Origin of the sequence: Aeromonas sp. Marseille-Q5825 (assembly GCF_946892685.1) — a bacterium.
GTDB lineage: Bacteria > Pseudomonadota > Gammaproteobacteria > Enterobacterales > Aeromonadaceae > Aeromonas > Aeromonas rivipollensis.
In genome coordinates this window covers 192,109-216,127 of the sequence record NZ_CAMPOU010000002.1, presented here as the reverse complement: position 1 = coordinate 216,127, position 24,019 = coordinate 192,109, and the positions used below count along the sequence as shown (strand labels likewise).

Sequence of the window (24,019 nt, the reverse complement as noted above, 5' to 3'; positions counted from 1 at the left end):
TCTCAAATCCCCCCACACTCTAAAACTTGGTGAGAAAGGTATATGGAAATCTTGCGTGGTGCCCCAGCACTGTCTGAGTTTCGTGTCCACAAGCTGCTGCAGAGCTGCGCACAGAGAGGAGTAGAGATAGCAGACGTCTATGCCGAATACGTGCACTTTGCCGAGCTTTCGAGCCCGCTCTCTCCCCCGGAGCGAGCGACCTTGGGCCAGCTTCTGCGCTACGGCCCGACCATCCCGGAACACACCCCCAGCGGTCAGCTGTTTCTCGTTACCCCCCGCCCCGGCACTATCTCCCCCTGGTCTTCCAAAGCAACCGACATCGCCCACAACTGCGGCCTGAACCAGGTCAAGCGGCTGGAGCGCGGCATTGCCTATTACGTGCAGGCCAAGGGTGAGCTGACCGCAGCCCAACGTGGCGAGGTCGCGGCCCTGCTGCACGATCGCATGATGGAGGTGGTGTTCGATGAGCCGAGCCAGGCTGCCGCCCTGTTTGCCCATCACGAGCCGCGCCCCTTCACCCAGGTGGATGTGCTGGGCGGTGGCCGCAGCGCCCTGGCCTCGGCCAACATCGAGCTGGGCCTGGCGCTTGCCGATGACGAAATCGACTACCTGGTGGAGAACTTCACCCGCCTTGATCGCAATCCCAACGACATCGAGCTCTACATGTTCGCCCAGGCGAACTCGGAGCACTGCCGTCACAAGATCTTCAACGCCGACTGGACCATAGACGGCGAGCAGCAGCCCAAGTCGCTGTTCAAGATGATCAAGAACACCTTCGAGCAGACGCCGGATCATGTCCTGTCTGCCTATAAAGACAACGCCGCCGTGATGGAAGGCAGCCAGGGTGGCCGCTTCTTCCCGAGCCCCGCCAGTGGCGAATACCAGTATCACCAGGAGCGCGTCGACATCCTGATGAAGGTGGAGACTCACAACCACCCGACCGCCATCTCCCCCTTTCCGGGGGCGGCCACCGGCTCCGGCGGCGAAATTCGCGACGAGGGCGCGACAGGCCGTGGCGCCAAGCCCAAGGCGGGCCTGGTAGGTTTCTCCGTCTCCAACCTGCGCATCCCCGGTTTTGAGCAGCCCTGGGAGCAGGATTTCGGCAAGCCGAGCCGCATCGTCAGCGCCTTTGACATCATGCAGGAGGGGCCCCTTGGCGGCGCCGCCTTCAACAACGAATTCGGTCGTCCGGCCATCCTCGGCTACTTCCGTACCTTCGAAGAGCAGGTGCCGAGCCACAACGGCGTCGAAGTGCGCGGTTACCACAAGCCCATCATGCTGGCGGGCGGCATAGGCAACATCCGCAGCGAACACGTCCAGAAAGGGGAGATCCCGGTGGGGGCAGCCCTGATCGTGCTGGGCGGCCCGGCCATGAACATTGGTCTGGGTGGTGGCGCGGCATCGAGCATGGCCTCCGGCCAGTCTGCCGAAGACCTCGATTTCGCCTCTGTGCAGCGGGACAACCCCGAGATGGAGCGCCGTTGCCAGGAGGTGATCGATCGCTGCTGGCAGCTCGGCGATGACAACCCCATCGTCTTCATCCACGACGTGGGTGCCGGCGGCCTCTCCAACGCCATGCCGGAGCTGGTGAACGACGGCGATCGCGGTGGTCGCTTCGACCTGCGCGCCATCGCCAGCGACGAGCCGGGCATGAGCCCGCTGGAGATCTGGTGCAACGAATCCCAGGAGCGCTACGTGCTGGCGGTCGCCCAGGACAAGCTGCCCCTGTTCAAGGCCCTGTGCGAGCGTGAGCGCGCCCCCTATGCGGTCATCGGCACCGCCACCGAAGAGAAGCACCTCACTCTCTCGGATGCGCATTTCGACAACCAGCCCATCGATCTGCCTCTGGACGTGCTGCTCGGCAAGGCGCCCAAGATGCACCGCGACGTTGTCACCCTGCCTGCCCAGGGCAAGCCGTTGCAGCTCGATGGCACCACCCTCTCCGAGGCAGCCGAGCGGGTACTGCGTCTGCCGACCGTGGCGGAGAAATCCTTCCTCATCACCATAGGTGATCGCAGCGTGACCGGTCTGGTCAACCGTGACCAGATGGTCGGCCCCTGGCAGATCCCGGTAGCCGATTGCGCCGTCACCGCCGCCACCTACGACAGCTACCACGGCGAAGCCATGTCCATGGGGGAGCGTACCCCGGTGGCGCTGCTCTCCCACGCGGCTTCTGCCCGTATGGCGGTGGCCGAGGCCCTGACCAACCTGGCGCCGGCTCATATCGGTTCCCTCAAGCGGGTCAAGCTCTCCGCCAACTGGATGTCTGCCGCCGGTCACCCGGGGGAAGATGCCGGCCTCTATGAGGCGGTCAAGGCGGTGGGCGAGGAGCTCTGCCCGGCCCTTGGCATCACAATCCCGGTGGGCAAGGACTCCATGTCCATGAAGACCCGCTGGCAGCAGGACGGGGAAGAGCGCAGCGTCACCTCGCCGCTCTCCCTGCTTATCTCCGCCTTCGCGCGCGTGGAAGACGTGCGCAATACCGTCACGCCGCAGCTGCGCACAGACCTTGGGGAAACCGACCTTATCCTGATTGACCTTGGCAACGGCAAGCAGCGCCTTGGCGCCTCCGCCCTGGCCCAGGTCTATCGCCAGCTTGGTCAGAGCGCCCCGGATCTGGACAACCCCGTCCAGCTGAAGGGCTTCTTCAACGCCATCCAGGCGCTGGTGGCGGATCGCAAGCTGATTGCCTACCACGACAGATCCGATGGCGGTCTCTTCGTCACCCTGACCGAGATGGCCTTCGCCGGTCACTGCGGCCTCGACATCCAGCTCGACCGCGTGGGTGGCGAACTGCTGCCGGCCCTGTTCAACGAGGAGCTGGGTGCCGTCATCCAGGTGCGCCGCGACGACAAGGAAGCCGTGCTGACCCTGTTGGCCGGTCACGGTCTGGCGGCCTGCTCCCATGTGCTGGGTACTGTGCGTGAAGACGATCTCATCCTGTTCCAGCGTGCCGGGACCGAAGTGTACCGCGCCAGCCGCACCGCCCTTCGCACCCTCTGGGGCGAGACCAGCTGGCAGATGCAGCGCCTGCGGGACAACCCCGAGTGCGCGGATCAGGAACATGCCGCCCGTCAGGACGCCACCGACCCGGGTCTGCAGGCCAGGTTGACCTACAACCCGTCCGAGGACGTGGCCGCGCCCTATATCGCCCGCGGGGTCTCCCCCCGTCTGGCGGTGCTGCGCGAGCAGGGGGTCAACTCCCACGTGGAGATGGCAGCGGCGTTCGACCGCGCCGGGTTCGCGGCGGTGGATGTGCACATGAGTGACATCCTGTCCGGTCGCATCAAGCTGGAAGAGTTCCAGACCCTGGTGGCCTGTGGCGGCTTCTCCTACGGCGACGTGCTGGGGGCGGGGGAAGGCTGGGCCAAGTCCATCCTGTTCAACGACAACGCCCGCGAGCAGTTCCAGCGCTTCTTCGAGCGTGGCGACACCCTCTCCCTGGGGGTGTGCAACGGTTGCCAGATGATGTCCAACCTGCGGGATCTCATCCCGGGGGCCGATCTGTGGCCGCGCTTCGTGCGCAACCGCTCCGAGCGCTTCGAGGCGCGCTTCAGCCTGGTGGAAGTGCAGGACTCCCCGTCCGCCTTCTTCGCCGGCATGGCGGGCTCTGTGATGCCCATCGCCGTCTCCCACGGGGAAGGACGGGTGGAAGTGCGCGATGCCGCTCACCTTGCCGCGCTGCAACAGAGCGGCCTGGTGGGGCTGCGTTTCGTGGACAACCGCGGCCAGGTCACCGAGCAGTACCCGGCCAACCCGAACGGGGCACCGGCGGGCATCACTGCGGTCACCACCACGGACGGCCGCGCGACTATCATGATGCCGCACCCGGAGCGGGTGTTCCGCACAGTGGCGAACTCCTGGCACCCGGACAACTGGGGCGAAGATGGCGCCTGGATGCGGATGTTCAGAAACGCTCGCGTGCGTCTGGGTTAATCCCGCGCTGACGTTCTAGAGAATCAAAAACCGGCCTCGTGGCCGGTTTTTTTATGGGCCTGTGAGGCGCTCTGCGAGCCTTGGGCTGGTGGCAGAGGGAAGGAGAGCAAGGGGGAGAGAGCAGAGAGGAGGGCACTGTGAGCCGGGCTCCCTTGCCGGGTTGATACCTGGGCCCGGCAGTCTGGCGAGATAAAAAAACCGGCCACGGGGGCCGGTTTTGCTCTGTGGACTGACGCTGAGGCTAGCGCAGCACCACGTGCTGGAAGCCCTGCACCAGGCTGATGACAGGCTGGGGATAGATGCCGAGTGCCACCACCAGGATGGCGGAGAGCAGCACCACAAGCCCGCCGGAGGAGAAGGCCCAGTCGGCCTTGGCATCGCGCAGCTGCATGCCGGGTTCCCGCAGGTAGAGGGTGACCATGACGCGCAGGTAGTAGTAGAGCCCCAGGGCACTGCCGAGCACTATGGCGCCGGAGAGCCACCACAGCTTGGCATCGACCGTCACCCCGATGAGGTAGAACTTGCCGATGAAGCCCAGCGTCATGGGGATGCCCGCGAGCGACAACATCATCACCGTCATGACGGCTGTCAGGTAGGGGCGCTTCCAGAACAGGCCGCGATAGCTGTGCAGGGAGTCCGCATCCTTGCCGCGATAGGGGCTGGACATCATGCTGATGACGCCGAAGGCCCCCAGGCTGGTGAAGAGGTACATGAGCAGGTAGACACCGGCCGCTTCCACCGGCATCTGGCCGAGGCGGCTCGCCACTATCACCGCCAGCAGGTAGCCGAAGTGGGAGATGGAGGAGTAACCCATCATCCGCTTGATGTTGGTCTGGATCAGCGCCAATAGGTTTCCGACCACGATGGAGATGACCGCCATGGCCGCCAGCAGCCAGTGGATCATGGGATCCGAGGTGGCCGGCACCGCCAGGTAGAAGCGCAGCAGCACGCAGAACACGGCTATCTTGCTTACGGTGGCGAGGAAGGTGGCCACAGGTGCCGGGGCGCCCTCATAGACATCCGGGGTCCAGAGGTGGAAGGGGGCGAGCGACAACTTGAACGCAAAGCCCACCAGCATCAGGCCAAAGCCCCCCATCAGCAGCGGGTGGTGAGCCGGGCTCTGGGCCAGGGTCAGGCCGAGATCGCTGAAGCTCAGGCTGCCCGCCTGGGCATAGAGCAGCGCCATGCCGAACAGCAGGAAGGCGGTGGCGGCGGCGGAGAGCACCATGTACTTGATGCTGGCCTCCAGGGAATGGCGCTCGCGATAGGCATAACCCACCAGACCGAACATGGGCAGGGTCAGCATCTCGATCCCGATAAACAGTGACGCGAGATGGCGGGAACCCGCCAGCACCAGGCCACCGGCGGTGGCGATCAGCAGCAGCAGGTAGAACTCTTCCCGGTTGTCCGGGTAGCCCTTGAGCCAGGAGCGACCGAAGGTACAGGTGGCCAGGGCGCCGATGAGCACCAGCCCCATGTAGAAGACCGCATAGCTGTCCACTTGCAGCAGGGGAGTGACCCCCTGATCCCCCTGGGCCATGACGATGGGCAGGGAGAAGAGCGCCAGGTTGAGGCCTGTGATGGTCACCACGAAGGCGGTGTCATCGCAGCGCTTCCAGGCGATGGCGAGCATCAGGGCGACCATGGCCCCCGTGGTCAGCAACAGGGGCAGCAGGGCCAATAGTTGGGCGGCGGTAAACGTCATGACAAGGCTCCCGGTGTGGACAAGGAAAGGGAGAGAGAAACAGAGGGCATCATTGCAGTGCTCCTGTGGCTGGCAGCGCGTACCAGTGCAGCACGCTCAGCAGGCTGCTGCTGGCGGTGTCGAGCACGGGTTGCGGGTAGAGACCGAGCAGCACCAGCAGACCGGCTATGGTCAGCATCATGGCCAGCTCCCGTCTGTCCAGGCCCTTGAGGACGCTCTCGTCCTTGGGGGCACCGAAACAGGCGCGCTGCAGCATGATGAGGGAGTAGACCGAGGCCAGCACCAGGCCGAAGGTGGCGATGATGGTGATGATGGGGGCCACCTGGAAGCTGCCGATGAGGATCAGGAACTCGCCGACGAAGTTGCCGGTGCCCGGCATGCCAAGGGAGGCCACCGAGAAGAACAGCATGACGCCGGGCAGGTAGCGCAGTCGACCCCAGAGACCGCCCATCAGGCGCAGGTCCCGGGTGTGCAGGCGCTCGTAGAGCTGGCCGCACAGGATGAAGAGACCGGCGGCGGAGAGGCCGTGGGCGATCATCTGCACCACTGCCCCTTGCAGGGCCAGCTCGCTGCCCGAATAGATGGCGATCATCACGAAGCCCATGTGGGAGATGCTGGTGTAGGCCACCAGACGCTTGATGTCAGTCTGGGCGAACGCCAGCAGGGCGCCGTAGATGATGCCGAAGAGGCCAAGGAGCATGGCGTAGGGGGCGAACTCGGCGGAGGCCTCCGGGAACAGCGGCAGGGTGAAGCGCAGCAGGCCGTAGGCGGCGGTTTTGAGCAGGATGCCCGCCAGGTCCACAGAACCCGCGGTCGGTGCCTGGCTATGGGCGTCCGGCAACCAGCCATGGAGCGGCACCAGGGGCATCTTGACCGCGAAGGCGATGAAGAAGCCCAGCATCAGCAGCCACTGTACGCCCTTGCTCATCGGGGTATTGAGCAGGTCGAGGTAGTTGAAGGTGAAGACCCCTGTGCTGGCGTGGTGGGTCAGCACCAGCCCGAGGATGGCCACCAGCATGATGAGGCCGCTCGCCTGGGTGTAGATGAAGAACTTGGTGGCCGCGTTGATCCGGGATTTACCGTCGGTGACCGAGTGGCCCCAGAGTGCGATCAGGAAGTACATGGGAACCAGCATCATCTCCCAGAAGAAGAAGAAGAGGAACAGGTCCACCGCCATGAAGACGCCGAGCACGCCCCCCAGGATCCACAGCAGATTCAGGTGGAAGAAGCCGATGCGCTGCACGATTTCCTTCCAGGAGCAGAGGATGGCCAGCACACCGATGAAGCTGGTGAGCATCACCATCAGGAGGGACAAGCCGTCTACCGCCAGGTGCAATGAGATGCCGAAGCGGGGGATCCAGGGTTGCTGCCACTCGGCCGCCCAGACGGGGAGGCCGGGGCTGGCGAGGGAGAAGTCACCCCCCAGCCAGATGGCACCGGAGAGCACCAGGCAGGCGCTCATGGAGAGCAGGGCTACCCAGCGAACGAATTGTCCGCCGAGCCGCTCCATCTGCCAGCAGAGCAAGCCGCCGATAAAAGGAATTAACAAGATCCAGAGTAAGGTCACGATATCAGCTCTCGTCTAGGTTCTAGTCGGGCAGGCCCCGGGCCTGCCACACATATTGGGCTCATGGATCAGCCGAGCAGCAGCAGGGCCAGGATCAGGGCGGCGCCCATCCCCATGGAGGCGGCATACCAGCGCAGCTTGCCGGACACTGTCCAGGCCAGCAGCTGGTGGCCGCCCTGGGCCAGCACGGCGGGCAGGTTCATCATCCGATCCAGCGGGTCCTTGCCGAGCAAGCGGGTCACCAGCAGGTAGGGCTTGACCCAGATCCAGTCATACAACCAGTCAAAGCCCCAGGCATTGAACCAGAGGGTGCTGAGCGCGCGGCCGGCGGCACTCTCGGCGATCCCCTTCGCCAGGCGACGTTCGCCGAGGAAGAGGAAGGCGGCGAGCGCAATGCCTGCCACGGCGATGACGCCGGAGAGGATCTCGAGGCTGTGGCGTCCCTCTTCGATATGATCCCCCGGGCCTGCCGGCAGTACTCCGGCGAGCGGCGGCACTATCAGGGCACCGACCCCGGTGGAGAGCACCAGCAGCACCAGCAGCGGCAGCTGGTGGGCCAGGCCGTGGCCTTTGTGCGCCTGCGTCTGTGCCTTGCCGTGGAAGGCGATGAAGATGAGGCGGAAGGTGTAGAGGGAGGTCAGGAAGGCCCCACCCAGACCGGCCCACAGCAGGGCGCTCTGGCCACTGGCCTGCACCTGCCAGAGGATGGCGTCTTTACTGTAGAAGCCGGCGGTGACCAGCGGCAGCGCGGCCAGGGCCGAGCCCCCCACCAGGAAGCAGGCATAGACCAGGGGCAGGCTCTTGCGCAGGCCCCCCATCTTGAAGATGTTCTGCTCGTGGTGGGTCGCGACTATGACGGCCCCGGCGGAGAGGAACAGCAGCGCCTTGAAGAAGGCATGGGTCATCAGGTGGAAGATGGCCCCTTCCCAGGCACCGACCCCCAGGGCCAGGAACATGTAGCCTATCTGGCTCATGGTGGAGTAAGCCAGGATCCGCTTGATGTCGGTCTGTACCAGGGCGGCAAAACCTGCCAGCACTAGGGTGATGGCGCCGACCAGAGCCACCAGATGGAGGATCTCCGGGGCCAGCAGGAAGAGGCCGTGGGTGCGGGCGATGAGGTAGACACCGGCGGTCACCATGGTGGCCGCGTGGATCAGTGCCGAGACCGGGGTTGGGCCCGCCATGGCGTCTGCCAGCCAGGTCTGCAGGGGCAGCTGGGCGGATTTGCCGACCGCGCCGCCGAGCAGCATCAGGCAGGCGAACGACAGGGCAGGGGAGCCCTCGGCAAAGACCACTGGGGCGCGCACCAGCAGCTCGTGGATGTTGAGGGTGCCGAGCTCCCGGTAGAGCACGAAGAGCCCGATGGCGAGGAAGACGTCACCGACCCGGGTCACCACGAACGCCTTGAGGGCGGCGGCGCCGTTGGCCGGGTTGCGGTAGTAGAAGCCGATCAGCAGGTAGCTGCACAGCCCCACCCCTTCCCAGCCCAGGTAGACGAACAGCAGATCATCGGCCAGCACCAGGAACACCATGCTGGCGATGAAGAGGTTGGTGTAGGTGAAAAAGCGGGAATACCCCTCTTCTCCGCGCATGTACCAGGAGGCGAACAGGTGGATGAAGAAGCCCACCCCTGTCACCACCCCCAGCATGGTCAGCGACAGCCCATCCAGCGCCAGACGGAAGGTGGGCTGGAATTCACCCACCGACATCCACTGCCACAGGGTCTGGGTATAGACGCCGCCCTCGGGGGTGTGATTGAGGAAGTCTAACCCGACCCAGATTGTGGTCAGGGCCGACAGGCCTATGCTGCCGACACCGATGAGTGCCGCGCTGCGCTCGCCGAGACGGCCGATGGAGAAGGCCAGCAGCAGCCACCCCAGCAGGGGGAACAGGAAAGTCAGATATAGGAGGCTCATCCGCGCATCTCGCTCACAGTGTCCACGTTCAGGGTGTGGTAACGACGATAGAGCAGCAGTAACAGGGCGAGGCCGATACTGGCCTCCGCTGCCGCCAGAGAAATCACCAGTATGTACATGATCTGGCCGTCGGCCTGGGCCCAGCGGCTACCCGCCACCACGAACGCCAGGGCGGACGCATTCATCATGATCTCGATACTCATGAGGATAAACAGCAGGTTGCGGCGGATCAGCAGACCGCACAAACCGATGCAGAACAGGATGGCGGCCAGCAGAAGACCGTGTTCCATGGGTATGCCACTCATTGCTGACCTCCTTCCTGGGATGGGCGAGCGGTGGGTTTGGGGACGGAAAGCACTTCCCCGCTCTTGTCTTCACGGCCAAGGTGATAGGCGGTGACCAGACCCGCCAGCAGCAGTATGGAGGCGAGCTCCACCGCCAGCACATAGGGGCCGAACAGGGCGATGCCGACTTCCTTGGCACTGACGTCGGTCTGCCCGAGCTCACCGCCGGTGACCCCGAGAATGCCGTAGGCCAGGAAGCCGAGCAGGATGAGGGAGAGCAGGGCAGGCCCACCCCAGGTCATGGGGGTGAGCCAGTTGCGCTCCTGATCCTGGGATGAACCCAGGTTCAGCATCATCACCACGAACACGAACAGCACCATGATGGCGCCGGCGTAGACGATCACCTGCAGGGCGCCAGCAAAGGAGGCTCCCAGGCAGAAGAAGATCATGGCCACGGCGATGAGCGAAATGATGAGATTGAGCAGCGCATGCATGGGGTTGCTGGTGCTGATGACCCGCAGCGTGCTGTAAACGGCGACCAGGGCCGCGGCATAAAATGCCAGTTCCATGATTGACTCCTAGGGCAGCAGGCTCTTGACATCGATGGGTTTGGCTTCGTTCTCGGCATCCCCTTTGGGCTTGCCGTCGATGGCCATCCCGCTCATGCGGTAGAAGTTGTAGTCCGGGTATTTGCCGGGGCCGCTGATCAGCAGATCTTCCTTCTCGTACACCAGATCCTGGCGGCGATACTCACCCATCTCGAAATCCGGCGTCAGCTGGATGGCGGTGGTGGGGCAGGCCTCTTCACACAGACCGCAGAAGATGCAGCGGGAGAAGTTGATGCGGAAGAACTCCGGGTACCAGCGACCGTCGTCCCGCTCCGCTTTTTGCAGCGAGATACAGCCGACCGGGCAGGCCACGGCGCACAGGTTGCACGCCACGCAGCGCTCGTCACCGTCCGGATCCCGGGTCAACACGATGCGACCACGGAAACGGGGCGCGGCATAGACCTGCTGCTCCGGGTAGCTCAGAGTCTCGCGGGGGCGCCAGGCATGGGAGAAGACCATCCCCAGACTGCGCAGTTGGGTGCCAACACCCTTGATAATGCTCGTAATTTTCATTGGTGCCTCACTGCACGTTCATAAGCACGACGGCGCCGGTTACCAGCATGTTGAGCAAGGTAAGCGGTAAGCAGACTTTCCAGCCAAAGGACATCACCTGGTCAAAGCGCGGGCGGGGCAGGGAGGCCCGCAGCAGGATGAAGAACACCATGAAACAGGCGGTCTTCAGGGCAAACCAGATGAAGGGCGGCAACCAGGGGCCGTGCCAGCCACCGAAGAAGAGGGTCACTATGAGGGAGGAGATCAGCACTATGCCGATGTACTCGCCCACGAAGAACAGACCCCACTTCATGCCCGCGTACTCGATGTGATAGCCGTCGGCGAGCTCCTGCTCGGCCTCCGGCTGGTCAAACGGGTGACGGTGGGTGACGGCAACCCCGGCAAACAGGAAGGTGATGAAACCCAGGAACTGGGGGACCACGTTCCACAATCCGGCTTGCGCCTCCACGATCTCCCGCAGGTTGAAGCTGCCGGTCTGGATGACGATCCCCATCAAGGAGAGGCCGAGGAACACCTCGTAGGAGAGGGTCTGGGCCGAGGCGCGCAGGCTGCCGAGCAGGGAGTACTTGTTGTTGCTCGACCAGCCGGCAAAGAGCACGGCGTAGACCGCCAGCCCCGCTATGGCCAGGATGTAGAGCAGCCCCACGTTGAGATCCGCCACGCCCCAGGTGGGGGTGATGGGCACCACAGCAAACGCCAGGATGAAGGCGGTAAAGGCGATGATGGGGGCCAGCACGAAGATCCGGCGATCCGCGAAGGGCGGGATCCAGTCCTCCTTGAAGAACATCTTGACCATGTCGGCCGCCAGTTGCAGCAGGCCGAAGGGACCCACCCGGTTGGGGCCGTACCTGTCTTGCCAGAGCGCCAGCAGACGGCGCTCGATGAAGCTCATGAAGGCGCCAGCCCCCACAATCCCCACCAGCACGATCAAGGCTTTGCCTACCTCCAGCAACAGATCGATCAGCTCATTGTTCATGCGATGGCCTCCTGCAAGTCAGTCACATAGGCCTGGTGCAGCGCGGTCGGCAGACCATGGGCGCCCAGGGGCAGGCCGAGCAGACCCGGTGCCAACCGTTCGCTTATCCGCAGGGTTAGCCGCCAGTGGTGACCACCCCAGGAGAAGGCCACCAGGTTGCCGGCATGAAGGGCCAAACGGGCGGCATCGACCGGGTTCAGCACCAGCTCGGGGTCCCCCATGCGGGCCTGGATGACGGGGCTGCGCGCGGAGAGCTCGTCGCCACCGAACAGCTGGTCATAGCTCACCACTTGCAGCGCCGCCTGGGCGGTGAAGGGGGCGGGAATGGTGTCGAACCAGCCGAGGGACTCGCTGCCCGGCTCCAGCAGGCGACGACCGGGATCCCCGGCCCGCAGGTTGCCACCCACCTCGTCCTGGAACTTGTTCCAGGCGGAGGGGGAGTTCCAGCCCGGTGCCCAGGCGAACGGCACCTGTTGCAGGGGTTGGCGGGCACCGGCGTAGCCTTCCATGGAGAAGTTGAAGGGGGAGTCGGGGTCTTGCGCCACCCGGGGCTCGCTCACGTTCTGATCCGCCAGCATGGAGGTGCGGCCGCTGTAGCGGTGCGGCTCGCGGGCGAGCTTCATGCCGCGGATACGCAGCCCGGCATTGGGGGCGGCTTCGCCCATGGTGGCCAGCAGCGGGGCAGAGGCGGCGCAGGCCGCACTCACCTCGTCGAAGCTGCTCCAGCGGGGGGACTTGCCGTCCAGCGTGCCTTGCAGCGCGGCCAGCCAGCGCCAGCCTTCGCGCACCTGGATGTCGGCGTCGTAGAAGGCGGGGGCATAGACCTGGAAGAAGCGCTGGGCACGGCCTTCCATGTTCACCACAGTGCCATCGGCCTCCGCAAAGCTGGCGGCAGGCAGTACCAGATGGGCCTGCTGGGCGGTGCGGGTGTCCTGATGATCCACCACCAGCAGATGCTGCAGGCGCTTGATGGCGGCATCGACCCGGTTGCGGGGGGCACGGCGATAGAGATCGTTCTCCAGGGTGATCAGCGCAAGGGACTCGCTCCCTTCGATGCGCTCGAGGGCGGCTTCCAGGGGAGCGGCGTTGCCGGCCAGCATGGCCAGCCCCAGGCTGTTGGCCTCCTGGGCCACCAGTGCCAGTTCGACGGTCTGACCACGACCCTTGAGGGCGTGGGCTATGTTGCTGGCCGCCTCGATCAGCGCCTGGCTGCGGGCACCGGAGCCTGCGATGATGAGCGGCTTCTTGGCGTTGCCAAGCAGCTCGGCCCAGCGGGTCGCTTGAGCCAGCTGATCGGCGCCCAGATCCTGCGGGGCAGGGGCGGAACCGTCGAGCAGGTGGGCGATGGCAAAGCCGAGGCGGGCCTGATCGGCGTGAGGGGCATGCAGGGTATCGGCGGCCACGTCGTCGAGACGGGTCTGATCCAGGCTGGTGATGAGCAGCGGATAACGCTCATTCTGAGCGAGCGTCTGCACCGCGGCGACCTGCCACAGGTCCACCTTCAGCTTGCGGGCGATCTCGCGGCCCTTGCCCTTGACTGCCTGACGCAGGGCCAGGCTGATCCGGGCGGCCGTCTGGGTGACATCTTCACCCAGCACCAGCACGGCGTCGGCCTCTTCCATGTCACGCAGGCTGGGGGTACGTACCCCGCCCTGGTGCAGGACATGCAGCATCTTCTGCAGGCAGGCCCATTCACTCTGCTCGACCCCTGCGTAGAAGTTGGCGGCGCCCACCAGCTCGCGCAGGGCGAAGTTGCTCTCGAGCGAGGCTCGTGGCGAGCCGATGCCGATGATGCCGGAGGCGGTGCGCAGGGCATCGGCGGCGCGGTTGAGGGCGCCATCCACAGTGATGGCCAGCTTGTCATTGCCATCCTGAAGCAGGGGTTGGCGCGGGCGGTCGGCCTGGTTGACATAGCCGTAACCGAAGCGGCCACGATCACAGAGGAAGTAGTGGTTCAGGGCGCCGTGGAAGCGGTTCTCGATGCGGCGCAGCTCGCCATATCGCTCACCCGGGCTGATGTTGCAGCCGACCGAGCACTGCTGGCAGATGCTGGGGGCAAACTGCATGTCCCACTTGCGGTTGTAGCGCTCGGAATGGGTCTTGTCGGTGAAGACGCCGGTGGGGCAGACCTCCACCAGGTTGCCGGAGAACTCGCTTTCCAGGGTGCCATCCTCGACCCGGCCGAAGTAGACGTTGTCGTGGGCGCCGTAGACACCCAGATCCTCGCCGCCGGCGTAATCCTTGTAGTAACGCACGCAACGATAGCAGGCGATGCAGCGGTTCATCTCGTGGTTGATGAAGGGGCCGAGATCCTGATTCTGGTGGGTGCGCTTGGTGAAGCGGTAGCGACGGCTGTTGTGGCCCGTCATCACCGTCATGTCTTGCAGGTGGCAGGCGCCACCCTCTTCACACACAGGGCAGTCGTGGGGGTGGTTGGTCATCTGCCACTCCACCACAGTCTTGCGAAACTCCTTCGCCTCTTCGTCCTCGATGGAGATATAGGTGCCATCTGTGGAGGGGGTCATGCAGGACATGACCAGGCGGCCGCGCTTGTCGTCGGCATTCTGATACTGTTTGACCGCACACTGGCGGCAGGCGCCGACGCTACCGAGCGCCGGGTGCCAGCAAAAATAGGGGACGTCCAGACCCAGCGACAGACAGGCTTGCAGCAGGTTATCTGCCCCGTCTACCTCGAACTCTTTACCGTCTACATGAATGGTTGCCATACAACTTCCCTGAAACCTGTTTTGTGAAATCGGCTATTGCCCGATGCGTTCTGGCGTATTACCAGCGCTCGCCCAGCAGATTGGGCTGGATACCCTTGAACAGCTTGTGATTGTCATGGGGGGCCTTGACCCCGGCCTCGAACTCGGACCGGAAGTACTTCATGGCACTGCCAAGGGGCTCGACGGCGCCAGGGGCATGGGCGCAGAAGGTCTTGCCCGGCCCCAGGAAGCTGACCAGCTGCTCCAGGGTGGCGAGATCCTCGGGCTGGCCTTCGCCTCGCTCCAGGGCCCGCAGGATCTTGACGCTCCAGGGCAGGCCATCGCGGCAGGGGGTGCACCAGCCGCAGGATTCGCGGGCGAAGAACTCTTCCATGTTGCGCAAGAGTCCGACCATGTTGATGCTGTCATCCACCGCCATGGCGAGGCCGGTGCCCATGCGGGTGCCGACCTTGCCGATGCCACCTGCATACATCTGGGCATCCAGGTGCTCGGGCAGCAGGAAGCCGGTGCCGGCACCGCCCGGTTGCCAGGCCTTGAGGCGATATCCGGGTTTCATGCCGCCGGCATAGCCCTCGAACAGTTCGCGGGCGGTGATGCCAAAGGGCAGCTCCCACAGACCCGGGTTGTTCACCTTGCCGGAGAAGCCCATCAGCTTGGTGCCGTGATCTTCCGAGCCTGGCAGCGCCAGCCCCTGATACCAGGGGACGCCGTTGCCTATGATGGCGGGCACGTTGCACAGGGTTTCGACGTTGTTGACGCAGGTCGGCTTGCCCCAGACGCCGGAGACGGCGGGGAAGGGGGGTTTTGCCCGCGGGTTGGCGCGGCGCCCTTCCAGGGAGTTGATGAGCGCCGTCTCTTCGCCGCAGATGTAGCGTCCGGCGCCGGTGTGGACGAACAGCTCGAAGTCAAAGCCCGACCCCAGGATGTTCTTGCCGAGCAGGCCGGCGGCCTTGGCCTCTTCCACCGCGCGGCGCAGGTTGATGGCGGCATCGACATATTCGCCACGCAGGAAGATGTAGCCGCGGTAGGCCTTGAGGGCACGGGCACTGATGATCATCCCCTCGATCAGCAGGTGGGGCAGTTGCTCCATCAGCAGCCGGTCTTTCCAGGTATTCGGCTCCATCTCGTCGGCGTTGCAGAGCAGGTAACGGATGTTCATGCTCTCGTCTTTGGGCATCAGGCCCCACTTCACCCCGGTGGAGAAGCCGGCGCCGCCGCGCCCCTTGAGGCCGGCGTCCTTGACGGTGCCGACTATCTCATCGGGGCTCATCTGACTCAGTGCCTTGCGGGCCGCTTCGTAGCCCTGCTTGCTCTGGTATTCGTCCAGCCAGACCGGCTGGCCGTCATCGCGCAACCGCCAGGTGAGCGGATGGGTCTCGGGGGCACGGGCGATGCGGTTGGCGGTGCCAAAGGATGCCAAACTCATGGATAAGCCTCCAGGGTTTTCAGCAGACTGACGGCGTCGAGCCCACCGTAGGTATCGTCGTCGATCATCAGCGCCGGCCCCTTGTCGCAGTTGCCGAGGCAGCAGACCGGCAGCAGGGTGAAGCGGCCGTCAGGGGAGGTCTGGCCGGGGGCCAGATCCATGACTTCTTTCAGGCCGGCCAGCAGTTGCTCATGGCCGTTGATGTAACAGACCATGCTGTCACAGACACGGATGATGTGGCGGCCTACCGGCTGGCGGAAGATCTGGCTGTAGAAGGTGGCGACCCCTTCCACATCGCTGGCGGGGATGCCGAGCTCGGCGGCGATGGCATGGATGGCACCGTCCGGCACCCAGCCGCGGGCCTGCTGCACGATTTTGAGTGCTTCTATGCTGGCGGCGCGGGGATCTTCGTAGTGGTGCGTCTCATGCTCTATGGCATCGCGCTCGGCCTGGCTCAGGACGAAGCCGTCCTTCTGGCTTGGGACTAGGCCGTCCCCCTTGCTCTGGCATGCGCTCTGTCCCGCTGGGGACGATGTATTCTTGCACTGACATTGCTGGCTCATGAACTTAACCTTTTGTCGTTTATTCTTCTTGTCCCGTTGCGCCCTCCTGTGGGCGCGGCGGGGACTTAACGATCCACATCCGACATGACGAAATCGATACTGCCCAGGTAGACGATGAGATCCGACACCATCTGGCCACGGATCACCGAGGGGATCTGCTGCAGGTGGGCAAAGCTCGGAGTCCGGATCCGGGTCCGGTAGCTCATGGTGGAGCCGTCGCTGGTCAGGTAGTAACTGTTGATCCCCTTGGTCGCCTCTATCATCTGGAAGGACTCGGCGGCCGGCATCACAGGGCCCCATGAGACTTGCAGGAAGTGGGTGATCAGGGTCTCGATGTCCTGCAGGGTGCGCTCTTTGGGCGGCGGCGTGGTGAGCGGGTGATCCGCCTTGAAGGGGCCCTCCGGCATGTTCTTCATGCACTGCTCTATGATGCGCATGCTCTGGCGGATCTCCTCGATGCGCACGGTAGCGCGATCGTAAGCATCCCCATTGCTGCCCACCGGCACCTCGAACTCGAACTGATCGTAGCCGGAATAAGGGCGCCATTTGCGCACGTCGAAGTTGAGGCCGGTGGCCCGCAGACCGCCCCCCGTGGTGCCCCAGGCGAGCGCCTGCGCCGTGTTGTAGGCGGCGACGCCCATAGTGCGACCGCGCAGTATGCTGTTGCGCATGGCGGCCTTCTCATACTCCATCAGGCGCTTGGGCAGCCAGCTCAGCAGGTTGTCCTGGATGAGACGGGCCCAGCCGATGGGTAGGTCGTGGGCCACGCCACCGATGCGGAACCAGGCCGGGTGCATGCGGGCGCCCGTGATGGCCTCGATGATGGTGTAGATCTTCTGCCGGTCGGTGAAGGTGAAGAAGACAGGGGTCATGGCCCCCACGTCCTGGATGTAAGTGCCAAGGAACAGCAAGTGGCTCTGGATGCGGAACAGCTCCGCCATCATCACCCGGATCATATCGACCCGGTTGGGAACCTTGATCCCCGCCAGCTTCTCGACCGCCAGTACATAGGGCAGGTTGTTCATCACCCCGCCTAAGTACTCGACCCGGTCTGTGTAGGGGATGTAGCTGTGCCAGGACTGGCGCTCGCCCATCTTCTCGGCGCCGCGGTGGTGATAGCCGATGTCGGGCACGCAGTCGCGGATCTCTTCCCCGTCGAGCTGCAGCACCAGGCGGAAGGCGCCGTGGGCCGAGGGGTGGTTGGGGCCGAGGTTCAAGAACATGTAGTCCTCGTTCTCGTTGCCCCGGGCCATGCCCCACTCTTCGGGCTTGAACAGCAGGTTGTCCTGCTCCTGATCCTGCTTGACCGCATCGAGCATGAAGGGATCGAACTCGGTGGCGCGGGCCGGGTAGTCCTTGCGCAGCGGGTGTCCCTGCCAGCTCTTTGGCATCATGATGCGGGTGAGATGGGGGTGACCGTCGAAGGTGATGCCCATCAGATCCCAGACTTCCCGCTCGTACCAGTTGGCGTTGGGGAAGTGACGGCTGACGGTGGGCAGGTGCAGATCGCTCTCCATCAGCGGCACCTTCAGCATCACATCGGCGTTACGGTCGATGGAGATGAGGTGATAGAAGACGGTGAAGTCGCTGCCCGGCAGGCCGTGGCGATGGCTGCGCATCCGCTCGTCGGTGGCGCTGAGATCAAACAGCATCACGAAGGGGGAGGGGAGCTTTTGCAGGAAGCCCATCACGTCCAGCAGCAGATCACGGGAGAGCCAGATCACCGGCACCCCGGTACGGGTGCTCTGCACCGTGAAGCGCTCGGCACCGAAGTGGGCGAAGAGTTCGCCGACCACCTGGGCATCGGCGTGATCCGCCGTCTGCCCCTGGGCCATGGTGTAGTTGCTTGGGAATTCTCGAGTCAGTTTCATGGTCAGATCTCATCCGGCGTGCGCAGGTTGGTGACTTGGATGCGCTCTTCCCGCTTGCGATCCTTCTCGGCCTGCATCTGGGGACGGTAGATCCCCTGATCACCCACCACCCAGGAGAGGGGGCGGCGCTCCTTGCCGATGGAGTCCTGCAGCAGCATCAGGGCCTGCAGGAAGGCTTCGGGACGGGGCGGACAGCCCGGAATGTAGACGTCGACCGGCAGGAACTTGTCCACACCCTGCACCACTGAATAGATGTCATACATGCCGCCCGAGTTGGCACAGGCGCCCATGGAGATGACCCACTTGGGTTCGAGCAGCTGTTCATAGAGGCGCTGGATGACAGGCGCCATCTTGATGAAGGGGGTACCGGCGATCACCATGAAATCCGCCTGACGGGGCGAAGCCCGGATGACTTCGGCGCCGAAGCGGGCCACGTCATGGGGGGAGGTGAAGGCGGTACACATCTCCACATAGCAGCAGGAGATGCCGAAGTTGTAGGGCCAGAGGGAGTTCTTGCGGCCCCAGTTGACGGTGTCTTGCAGCACCTCTTCGAGGCGCCCGATCATGATGCCGCGGGTCGCCTGCTGCGCCAGCGGGTCATCGACGGTCTGGCGCTGTTCCTGGGGGTAGCGCTCAACGGGCGCATCCGGGTCAATCCGGGTCAGGGTGTACTTCATGGTGCAACCTCAAAGGGATAATCGGTAAATCAGTCTGGCTTCTTGTCAGTCAGGACGCGTTTCTTCGGGGCCCAGTCGAGGGCACCGATGCGCCACAGGTAGATGAGGCCTACCAGCAGCAGGGTGATGAAGATGGTGGCTTCGATAAAGCCGACCCAGCCGCTTTCCCGAACGGAGACGGACCAGGCGAAGAGATAGAGTGCCTCGACGTCGAAGATGACGAAGAACATGGCGACCAGATAGAACTTGGCGGAGAAACGCAGACGGGCATTGCCGACGGAATCTATGCCGGATTCGAAGGGCCTGTTTTTGGCACGGCCATAGGCTCGTCCCCCCAGCAAGGCCGCGACGCCTATCATGGTCAGGCAGATGCAGATGGCCCCAATGACATAGACAGCAAAGGCCCAATGCTGGACAGCAATATCAGCAAACATAGGAGTTTTCCCTAACCGAATTAATCATGTGACTTAACAAGGATGCTACGTATTATGCCAGTTCCATACTGATTTACATGTCATTTCAAAGGATTAATTATTAATCAACGGGAGGAAAATCGCGTTTTGCTAGCGGGGTCAATTTTCTCATTTGAGAATTATTTTCAATTGCTTTTACGCGGTGGGGAAAACAGCTGATTCGCTTGAAAAATAAACTAATCGACAAAACGAAAGACCCCGCATGGCGGGGTCTTTTCATCAGGGGGCGAGGAGGGGGAGGGCTTGCTCCGCCGCCTTGCCCTGGGAGAGCACTATCTCCACCCGGCGGTTGGCCTGGCGGTGGGCTGGGGTATCGTTGGCAAAGCGGGGCTGGGTGTCAGCCACGCCCTGGGCGATGACACGCCGCGAATCCAGCTTGGGGTTGGTGAGCAGGGTATGGACTATGGTGGCAGCCCGCAGCACCGACAGCTCCCAGTTGTTGCGATAGAGCTCCACCGGCGCCTGGGAGTTGTCGGTGTGGCCGGTGACCACCACCATGCCCGGAATATCGGCCAGCACATCGGAGACCTTGTTGACCAGGGGGATGAACTGGGGCTGCAGGAAGGCCGAATCGGCAGGGAACAGGGTCTTCTCGCCGATGCGGATCACCAGCTGGCTGCCGAGCTGCTCCACCTCGATCTCCTGGGATTCAATCTGGCTCTTGAGCTGCTGCTGCAGTTTCTGCTTGGTGACAGTGGCCCAATCCTGCTCCTTGGTCTTGTGCGGCCATGACTCGGTGGCGCTGGGCTTCTCCGAGGCGCCTATGGTCTCGTTGAAGGGGTCGGCCGCGGCGGCCGGGCTCTGGGTGTCCAGCAGCTCCTCCTTCTGGGAGGTACCCGGGGTGGTCTTGGATTCCGGCTCCAGTATGCCGGTCCCCCCCTGCATCACGGGAGAGCCCGCGGGCAGAGAGATGAGACCTATCTTGCCAAGAGACTCGATAAAGCCCTGGATCAGCACCCGGGTCTCCGACTGCTTGGCCATGGCGAAGGAGTAGAGCACCACGAACAGGGCAAACAGCAGGGTCATGAAGTCGGCATAGGAGACAAGCCAGCGTTCATGGTTCTCCGGTGCCTCAGCCTTTTTCTTTTTCGCCACCATGGCCTCCGAGATAGGGTTCAAGGGTCACTTGCAGCCGCTGTTGTGACTCGCCGTCCACTATGCAGAGGATGCCGGTCAGGGTCATCTCCTTGTAGTGGCGGATCTGGTGGGCGAATCCCTTGTAGCGGTTGCCAAAGGGCAGGAAGATCAGGTTGGCGGCACCGACCCCGTAGATGGTGGCGATGAAGGCCACCGCGATGGCGCCACCGAGTTTGTCCGGCGCATCCAGCAGCCCCATTGCATGGATCAGGCCGAACACGGCACCGACTATCCCCATGGTCGGGCAGTAGCCTCCCATGGCTTCGTAGAATTTGACGGTCTGCTCGAGATCTTCCTGCTCGAATTCGATCTCGTTTTCCAGCACCTCGTGGATCTTGGTCTTCTCGTAGCCATCCACCATCATCTGCACCCCCTTTTTCAGGAAGGGATCCTTGATGTCATCGATCATCCCCTCCAGCGCCAGCATGCCGCTGCGCCGGGCGTTGCCTGCCAGAGTCTCCAGCAACTGGGCCTGCTCCAGCATGTCGAGGCGCAGGGGAGAGATGAGCCACTTGAAACGCTTGAAGGTCTTGCCGACCACTGAGAAGGGGAACTGGGTCAGGGCGGCACCCACTGTGCCCCCGATCACGATGAGAAAGGCGGGGAGATCGAGCAGGGCGCTGGGGTGCCCACCCTCGATGATGTTGCCACCCAGGATGGCAGCCAGGGCCAGCAGCAAACCAATAAGACTCATTTGTCCATATCCCTATGCGTTGTGTGTGGCTAGTGTAGCCATTTAACTATCAGTTTTTCAAAACGAAATACAATCGGTGAGCAATATCCGGGAGCTAACCGGCACGGGGTTACCCTACTGTGTCGGCCCGAGTCGCGGGATCATGAGGGCTGGCAAGCACCAGCATGGCAGCAAGGGGCAACCGGGTATCCTGGCGCCCTGCTCAAGTGGAGAGAGATTGTGCGGACAGGTCGGTGATAAAAAGAGAGTGATGGGCGAGGAGTGGTGGAGATCGGTCTTTCCCCCTCGGTTCTGGGGGCGCAGGAGTTCAAACGCAAAAAACCGACCCTGAGGTCGGTTTTTTATAATTTGGCGGTGGGGAGGGATGATTCGCCACTGCGTGGCTCACCCCTTCGGGGCGGCCGTTGGCCGTTCATCGCAGCAAGCTGCTCTGCTCGAACCCGGCGAGGGTTCTCACCCTCCCTCCATGGGCATCAGATTTTGCTGCGCCACCAGATGCAAAAAACCGACCCTGAGGTCGGTTTTTCAATTTGGCGGTGGGTCGGGATTGACTCGCGCCATCCCTGGCGCTCGCCCTGCGGGCAGCCTGCGGCTGTCCAAGGGGGCTGTCCTGCCCCCTTGTCGAACCAGGGTTAGAACCGAGCCGCCCATCACCGGATAAAGTAAAAGGGCCTGTCTTGCGACAGGCCCTTTTACTTTATTTGGCGGTGAGGGAGGGATTCGAACCCTCGATACGTTGCCGTATACACACTTTCCAGGCGTGCTCCTTCAGCCACTCGGACACCTCACCAAATTTTTGACTGCTGTTTAACGTGTTCAATCGCCACGTGGTTCGCTGCGCTGTTGCGCTGGAACGGGGCGTAATTTAGGGGAAAGCTGACTCGGGGTCAAACACTTTTCCCCTTATTTTTCAGAATCTTTATCGAATGCCTATCCCTTGCACAGAATGCCGGTTTTTTAAGCCGCTTCAGGGTTTGTCCAAAATGATCAGGCTGTCGGGCAACTCGTTTTGATCCCGGGTCGCCGGAAACGCATCGGTCAGGATGGCGCTGGTGCGCTCCACGCACTCGAGGAAGCCCTGCTCCACCTCCTTGTTGCGCACTCGCACCACGAAGTCGTCGATGATCTGCTGCCACTGCGCGTTGTCTATGTGCTGGGCTATGCCGTCATCCACCAGGATCTCCACATAGTGCTCCGCCACCGAGACGAAGATCAGCACCCCGAGCCGGTCACGGGTGCGGTGCAGCCCCTGCTCGACAAATTGCAGGCGGGCCATCAGGGCAGCCCTGTGCTGACGTACCTTTTTCGGGATCAGCCGCATCTTGATGGGGGTCCAGTGGAACAGCAGGCTCAGCAGCAACCAGACCGACCACTGCACCAGCAGGATCTCGTACCAGCCGAGCCAGAAGCCGAGCTGGAACACCAGCAAGGGGGTGAGCATGGCCAGCAGCGCCGCCCAGAGGGTGGGAATGTAGCGATACCCATCGCTAGCCGGAGCCAGCACCGTGACCAGTTCAGCATCAGTCTCTAGCTCCGCTTCGCGCACCTTGGCCTGAAGCGTGTGGAAGAACTGTTTAGAAATCATGATTTGTCTCTTTACTCCTGTTACCAGCCACCGGAGGCACCGCCGCCGCCAAAACTGCCGCCGCCACCGCTGAATCCGCCGCCAGAGCGACCACCAAAGGAGCCGGCACCAAATCCACCGGCCATGTAGGCCGCTCGACGTCGTCCTCCCGGCCCACCGCCGCCACCACGCAGGTTGTGCAGCACTATCATCGCAATCACCACCAGAATAAACAGCCAGGGGCCGCCACCGCTGTCACTCTTCGGCTGCTCGGCCGGCTGATACTCTCCGGCGAGTGCCTTCATGATGCTCTGGCTGCCGGCCACCACGCCGGCCACCATGTCGCCGCGCTTGAAGGCGGGCAGGATCCGGGTCTGGATGATGTTGGCGGCGATGGCATCGGGCAGGGCGCCCTCCAGGCCATAGCCCACCTCGATGCGCACCTTGCGCTCATCCTGGGCGATCAGCAGCAGCACGCCGTTGTTCTTGCCCTTCTGGCCTATGCCCCAGTGGCGACCGAGCTGGTAGCCGTACTCCTCTATGGTCTCCCCATCTAGGCTGTCGACGGAGACCACCACCAGCTGGATACCGCTGCGCTTCTCGAAGGCAGCCAGCTGCTGGGTCAGCTGGTGGGCCTGTTTGCGGGACATCAGGGCCGCCTCATCCACCACACGCCCGCTCAAGGTTGGAAAGGCGGGGGCGGCTTGCAGCGCTGCCGTCCAGAGCAGCAGCAAGGGGAGCAGCGCGCGCAACATCATGGTCATTGGAAGCTGACCTTGGGCGCCTCATCGGCACCGGGTTTGGCGCTGAAACTGGGTTTGGCCTCGAGATCCGAATAGAGCAGCTTGGACCAGATGACCCCCGGGAAGGTGCGGATCTCGGTATTGAACTGGCGTACCGCCTCTATGTAGTCGCGCCTGGCCACAGCGATGCGGTTCTCGGTGCCTTCCAGCTGGGCCTGCAGGGTCAGGAACTGCTGATCCGCTTTCAGATCCGGGTAGCGCTCGACCACCACCATCAGGCGGGAGAGGGCGCTGGAGAGCTGATCCTGGGCCGCTTCAAAGGTCTTGAGCTGGGAGGGGTCGCTCAACTGCACGCTGCCGACCCGGGCGCGGGCATCGGTGACCGCTTTCAGGGTCTCCTGCTCGTGGCTGGCGTACCCCTTGACGGTGGCCACCAGGTTGGGAATGAGATCGGCGCGGCGCTGATACTGGTTCTCGACCTGGCCCCAGCTCGCCTTGACCTGCTCATCCAGGGTGGGGATGTTGTTCATGCCGCACCCGGTCAATCCCAGCAGCAGGGTGAAAGTCAGCAGGCACTGGGTGGCCCTGTGCCGGAGTGAAGTGGCCATCTTGTTGTTCTCCATTGAAATTTCTGACGGAT

Annotated in this window: 19 protein-coding genes, 1 tRNA gene and 1 other RNA gene; 1 reads left to right on the top strand and 20 read right to left on the bottom strand. The window is 63.3% G+C overall.

Features of this window, described 5'->3' with window-relative positions; genetic code table 11:
* Positions 1-42 precede the first annotated feature (42 nt).
* The gene (gene purL / locus OC537_RS07735) at positions 43-3,936 is read left to right on the top strand and encodes a phosphoribosylformylglycinamidine synthase (RefSeq protein ID WP_262110664.1); all 3,894 of its coding nucleotides are present in this window, start codon (positions 43-45) and stop codon (positions 3,934-3,936) included.
* Between the two features lie 241 nt (positions 3,937-4,177).
* Here purL and nuoN read toward each other — a convergent pair whose 3' ends face one another.
* The 20 genes from nuoN to OC537_RS07635 all read right to left on the bottom strand — a co-directional run bounded on the left by nuoN (position 4,178) and on the right by OC537_RS07635 (position 24,002).
* Positions 4,178-5,641: an NADH-quinone oxidoreductase subunit NuoN gene (gene nuoN, locus OC537_RS07730; RefSeq protein ID WP_106886588.1), complete on the bottom strand. Its 1,464-nt coding sequence runs from the start codon at positions 5,639-5,641 to the stop codon at positions 4,178-4,180.
* Positions 5,642-5,690: 49 nt separating this feature from the next.
* Complete coding sequence (gene nuoM / locus OC537_RS07725) at positions 5,691-7,208, bottom strand: NADH-quinone oxidoreductase subunit M (RefSeq protein ID WP_234566860.1); 1,518 nt, start codon at positions 7,206-7,208, stop codon at positions 5,691-5,693.
* Between the two features lie 68 nt (positions 7,209-7,276).
* Complete coding sequence (gene nuoL, locus OC537_RS07720; RefSeq protein ID WP_262110663.1) at positions 7,277-9,124, bottom strand: NADH-quinone oxidoreductase subunit L; 1,848 nt, start codon at positions 9,122-9,124, stop codon at positions 7,277-7,279.
* Entirely contained in the window at positions 9,121-9,429 is a 309-nt protein-coding gene (gene nuoK / locus OC537_RS07715) for an NADH-quinone oxidoreductase subunit NuoK (RefSeq protein WP_041205926.1), read from the bottom strand. Before nuoK ends, nuoL begins: the two co-directional genes overlap by 4 nt.
* Positions 9,426-9,977, bottom strand: a complete 552-nt coding sequence (gene nuoJ, locus OC537_RS07710) for an NADH-quinone oxidoreductase subunit J (RefSeq protein ID WP_163137819.1) — start codon at positions 9,975-9,977, stop codon at positions 9,426-9,428. The genes nuoK and nuoJ overlap by 4 nt, the downstream gene beginning before the upstream one ends.
* Before the next feature lie 9 nt (positions 9,978-9,986).
* Positions 9,987-10,529: an NADH-quinone oxidoreductase subunit NuoI gene (gene nuoI, locus OC537_RS07705; protein ID WP_005324242.1), complete on the bottom strand. Its 543-nt coding sequence runs from the start codon at positions 10,527-10,529 to the stop codon at positions 9,987-9,989.
* Between the two features lie 7 nt (positions 10,530-10,536).
* Positions 10,537-11,505: an NADH-quinone oxidoreductase subunit NuoH gene (gene nuoH, locus OC537_RS07700; protein WP_262110661.1), complete on the bottom strand. Its 969-nt coding sequence runs from the start codon at positions 11,503-11,505 to the stop codon at positions 10,537-10,539.
* A complete protein-coding gene (nuoG, locus tag OC537_RS07695) occupies positions 11,502-14,231 on the bottom strand; it encodes an NADH-quinone oxidoreductase subunit NuoG (RefSeq protein WP_163147520.1) in 2,730 nt (909 codons plus the stop codon). The genes nuoH and nuoG overlap by 4 nt, the downstream gene beginning before the upstream one ends.
* Positions 14,232-14,289: 58 nt before the next feature.
* On the bottom strand, positions 14,290-15,657 hold the full coding sequence (nuoF, locus tag OC537_RS07690) for an NADH-quinone oxidoreductase subunit NuoF (protein ID WP_262110660.1): 1,368 nt from the start codon (positions 15,655-15,657) through the stop codon (positions 14,290-14,292).
* Positions 15,654-16,220 (bottom strand): NADH-quinone oxidoreductase subunit NuoE, encoded by a 567-nt coding sequence (nuoE, locus tag OC537_RS07685; protein WP_262110658.1) that lies wholly within the window; start codon positions 16,218-16,220, stop codon positions 15,654-15,656. Before nuoE ends, nuoF begins: the two co-directional genes overlap by 4 nt.
* 65 nt (positions 16,221-16,285) lie before the next feature.
* Positions 16,286-18,091, bottom strand: a complete 1,806-nt coding sequence (gene nuoC, locus OC537_RS07680) for an NADH-quinone oxidoreductase subunit C/D (protein WP_262110657.1) — start codon at positions 18,089-18,091, stop codon at positions 16,286-16,288.
* A 2-nt stretch (positions 18,092-18,093) separates the two neighbouring features.
* Positions 18,094-18,768 (bottom strand): NuoB/complex I 20 kDa subunit family protein, encoded by a 675-nt coding sequence (locus tag OC537_RS07675; protein ID WP_025327215.1) that lies wholly within the window; start codon positions 18,766-18,768, stop codon positions 18,094-18,096.
* A gap of 29 nt (positions 18,769-18,797) precedes the next feature.
* A complete protein-coding gene (locus OC537_RS07670) occupies positions 18,798-19,202 on the bottom strand; it encodes an NADH-quinone oxidoreductase subunit A (RefSeq protein ID WP_025327214.1) in 405 nt (134 codons plus the stop codon).
* Positions 19,203-19,460: 258 nt separating this feature from the next.
* Positions 19,461-20,339, bottom strand: coding sequence for a MotB family protein (locus OC537_RS07665; protein ID WP_041204280.1), 879 nt, complete (start codon positions 20,337-20,339; stop codon positions 19,461-19,463).
* Positions 20,314-21,072, bottom strand: coding sequence for a flagellar motor protein (locus tag OC537_RS07660; RefSeq protein ID WP_025327212.1), 759 nt, complete (start codon positions 21,070-21,072; stop codon positions 20,314-20,316). Before OC537_RS07660 ends, OC537_RS07665 begins: the two co-directional genes overlap by 26 nt.
* A 348-nt stretch (positions 21,073-21,420) precedes the next feature.
* Positions 21,421-21,549, bottom strand: a non-coding RNA gene (locus OC537_RS07655) — RtT sRNA.
* A 225-nt stretch (positions 21,550-21,774) separates the two neighbouring features.
* Positions 21,775-21,862, bottom strand: a tRNA-Ser gene (locus OC537_RS07650).
* A 177-nt stretch (positions 21,863-22,039) separates the two neighbouring features.
* Positions 22,040-22,657, bottom strand: coding sequence for a TPM domain-containing protein (locus OC537_RS07645; protein ID WP_106886594.1), 618 nt, complete (start codon positions 22,655-22,657; stop codon positions 22,040-22,042).
* 20 nt (positions 22,658-22,677) lie between these two features.
* Complete coding sequence (locus OC537_RS07640) at positions 22,678-23,400, bottom strand: TPM domain-containing protein (protein ID WP_163147524.1); 723 nt, start codon at positions 23,398-23,400, stop codon at positions 22,678-22,680.
* The gene (locus OC537_RS07635; protein ID WP_262110656.1) at positions 23,397-24,002 is read right to left on the bottom strand and encodes a LemA family protein; all 606 of its coding nucleotides are present in this window, start codon (positions 24,000-24,002) and stop codon (positions 23,397-23,399) included. The genes OC537_RS07640 and OC537_RS07635 overlap by 4 nt, the downstream gene beginning before the upstream one ends.
* Positions 24,003-24,019 lie beyond the last annotated feature (17 nt).

Excerpts from the sequence above, each read along its gene's own strand:
- purL (WP_262110664.1), top strand. The coding sequence starts at position 43 with ATGGAAATCTTGCGTGGTGCCCCAGCACTGTCTGAGTTTCGTGTCCAC.
- nuoN (WP_106886588.1), bottom strand. The coding sequence starts at position 5,641 with ATGACGTTTACCGCCGCCCAACTATTGGCCCTGCTGCCCCTGTTGCTG.
- nuoL (WP_262110663.1), bottom strand. The coding sequence starts at position 9,124 with ATGAGCCTCCTATATCTGACTTTCCTGTTCCCCCTGCTGGGGTGGCTG.
- nuoK (WP_041205926.1), bottom strand. The coding sequence starts at position 9,429 with ATGAGTGGCATACCCATGGAACACGGTCTTCTGCTGGCCGCCATCCTG.
- nuoJ (WP_163137819.1), bottom strand. The coding sequence starts at position 9,977 with ATGGAACTGGCATTTTATGCCGCGGCCCTGGTCGCCGTTTACAGCACG.
- nuoI (WP_005324242.1), bottom strand. The coding sequence starts at position 10,529 with ATGAAAATTACGAGCATTATCAAGGGTGTTGGCACCCAACTGCGCAGT.
- nuoH (WP_262110661.1), bottom strand. The coding sequence starts at position 11,505 with ATGAACAATGAGCTGATCGATCTGTTGCTGGAGGTAGGCAAAGCCTTG.
- nuoG (WP_163147520.1), bottom strand. The coding sequence starts at position 14,231 with ATGGCAACCATTCATGTAGACGGTAAAGAGTTCGAGGTAGACGGGGCA.
- nuoF (WP_262110660.1), bottom strand. The coding sequence starts at position 15,657 with ATGAGTTTGGCATCCTTTGGCACCGCCAACCGCATCGCCCGTGCCCCC.
- nuoE (WP_262110658.1), bottom strand. The coding sequence starts at position 16,220 with ATGAGCCAGCAATGTCAGTGCAAGAATACATCGTCCCCAGCGGGACAG.
- nuoC (WP_262110657.1), bottom strand. The coding sequence starts at position 18,091 with ATGAAACTGACTCGAGAATTCCCAAGCAACTACACCATGGCCCAGGGG.
- OC537_RS07675 (WP_025327215.1), bottom strand. The coding sequence starts at position 18,768 with ATGAAGTACACCCTGACCCGGATTGACCCGGATGCGCCCGTTGAGCGC.
- OC537_RS07670 (WP_025327214.1), bottom strand. The coding sequence starts at position 19,202 with ATGTTTGCTGATATTGCTGTCCAGCATTGGGCCTTTGCTGTCTATGTC.
- OC537_RS07665 (WP_041204280.1), bottom strand. The coding sequence starts at position 20,339 with ATGGTGGCGAAAAAGAAAAAGGCTGAGGCACCGGAGAACCATGAACGC.
- OC537_RS07660 (WP_025327212.1), bottom strand. The coding sequence starts at position 21,072 with ATGAGTCTTATTGGTTTGCTGCTGGCCCTGGCTGCCATCCTGGGTGGC.
- OC537_RS07645 (WP_106886594.1), bottom strand. The coding sequence starts at position 22,657 with ATGATTTCTAAACAGTTCTTCCACACGCTTCAGGCCAAGGTGCGCGAA.
- OC537_RS07640 (WP_163147524.1), bottom strand. The coding sequence starts at position 23,400 with ATGACCATGATGTTGCGCGCGCTGCTCCCCTTGCTGCTGCTCTGGACG.
- OC537_RS07635 (WP_262110656.1), bottom strand. The coding sequence starts at position 24,002 with ATGGAGAACAACAAGATGGCCACTTCACTCCGGCACAGGGCCACCCAG.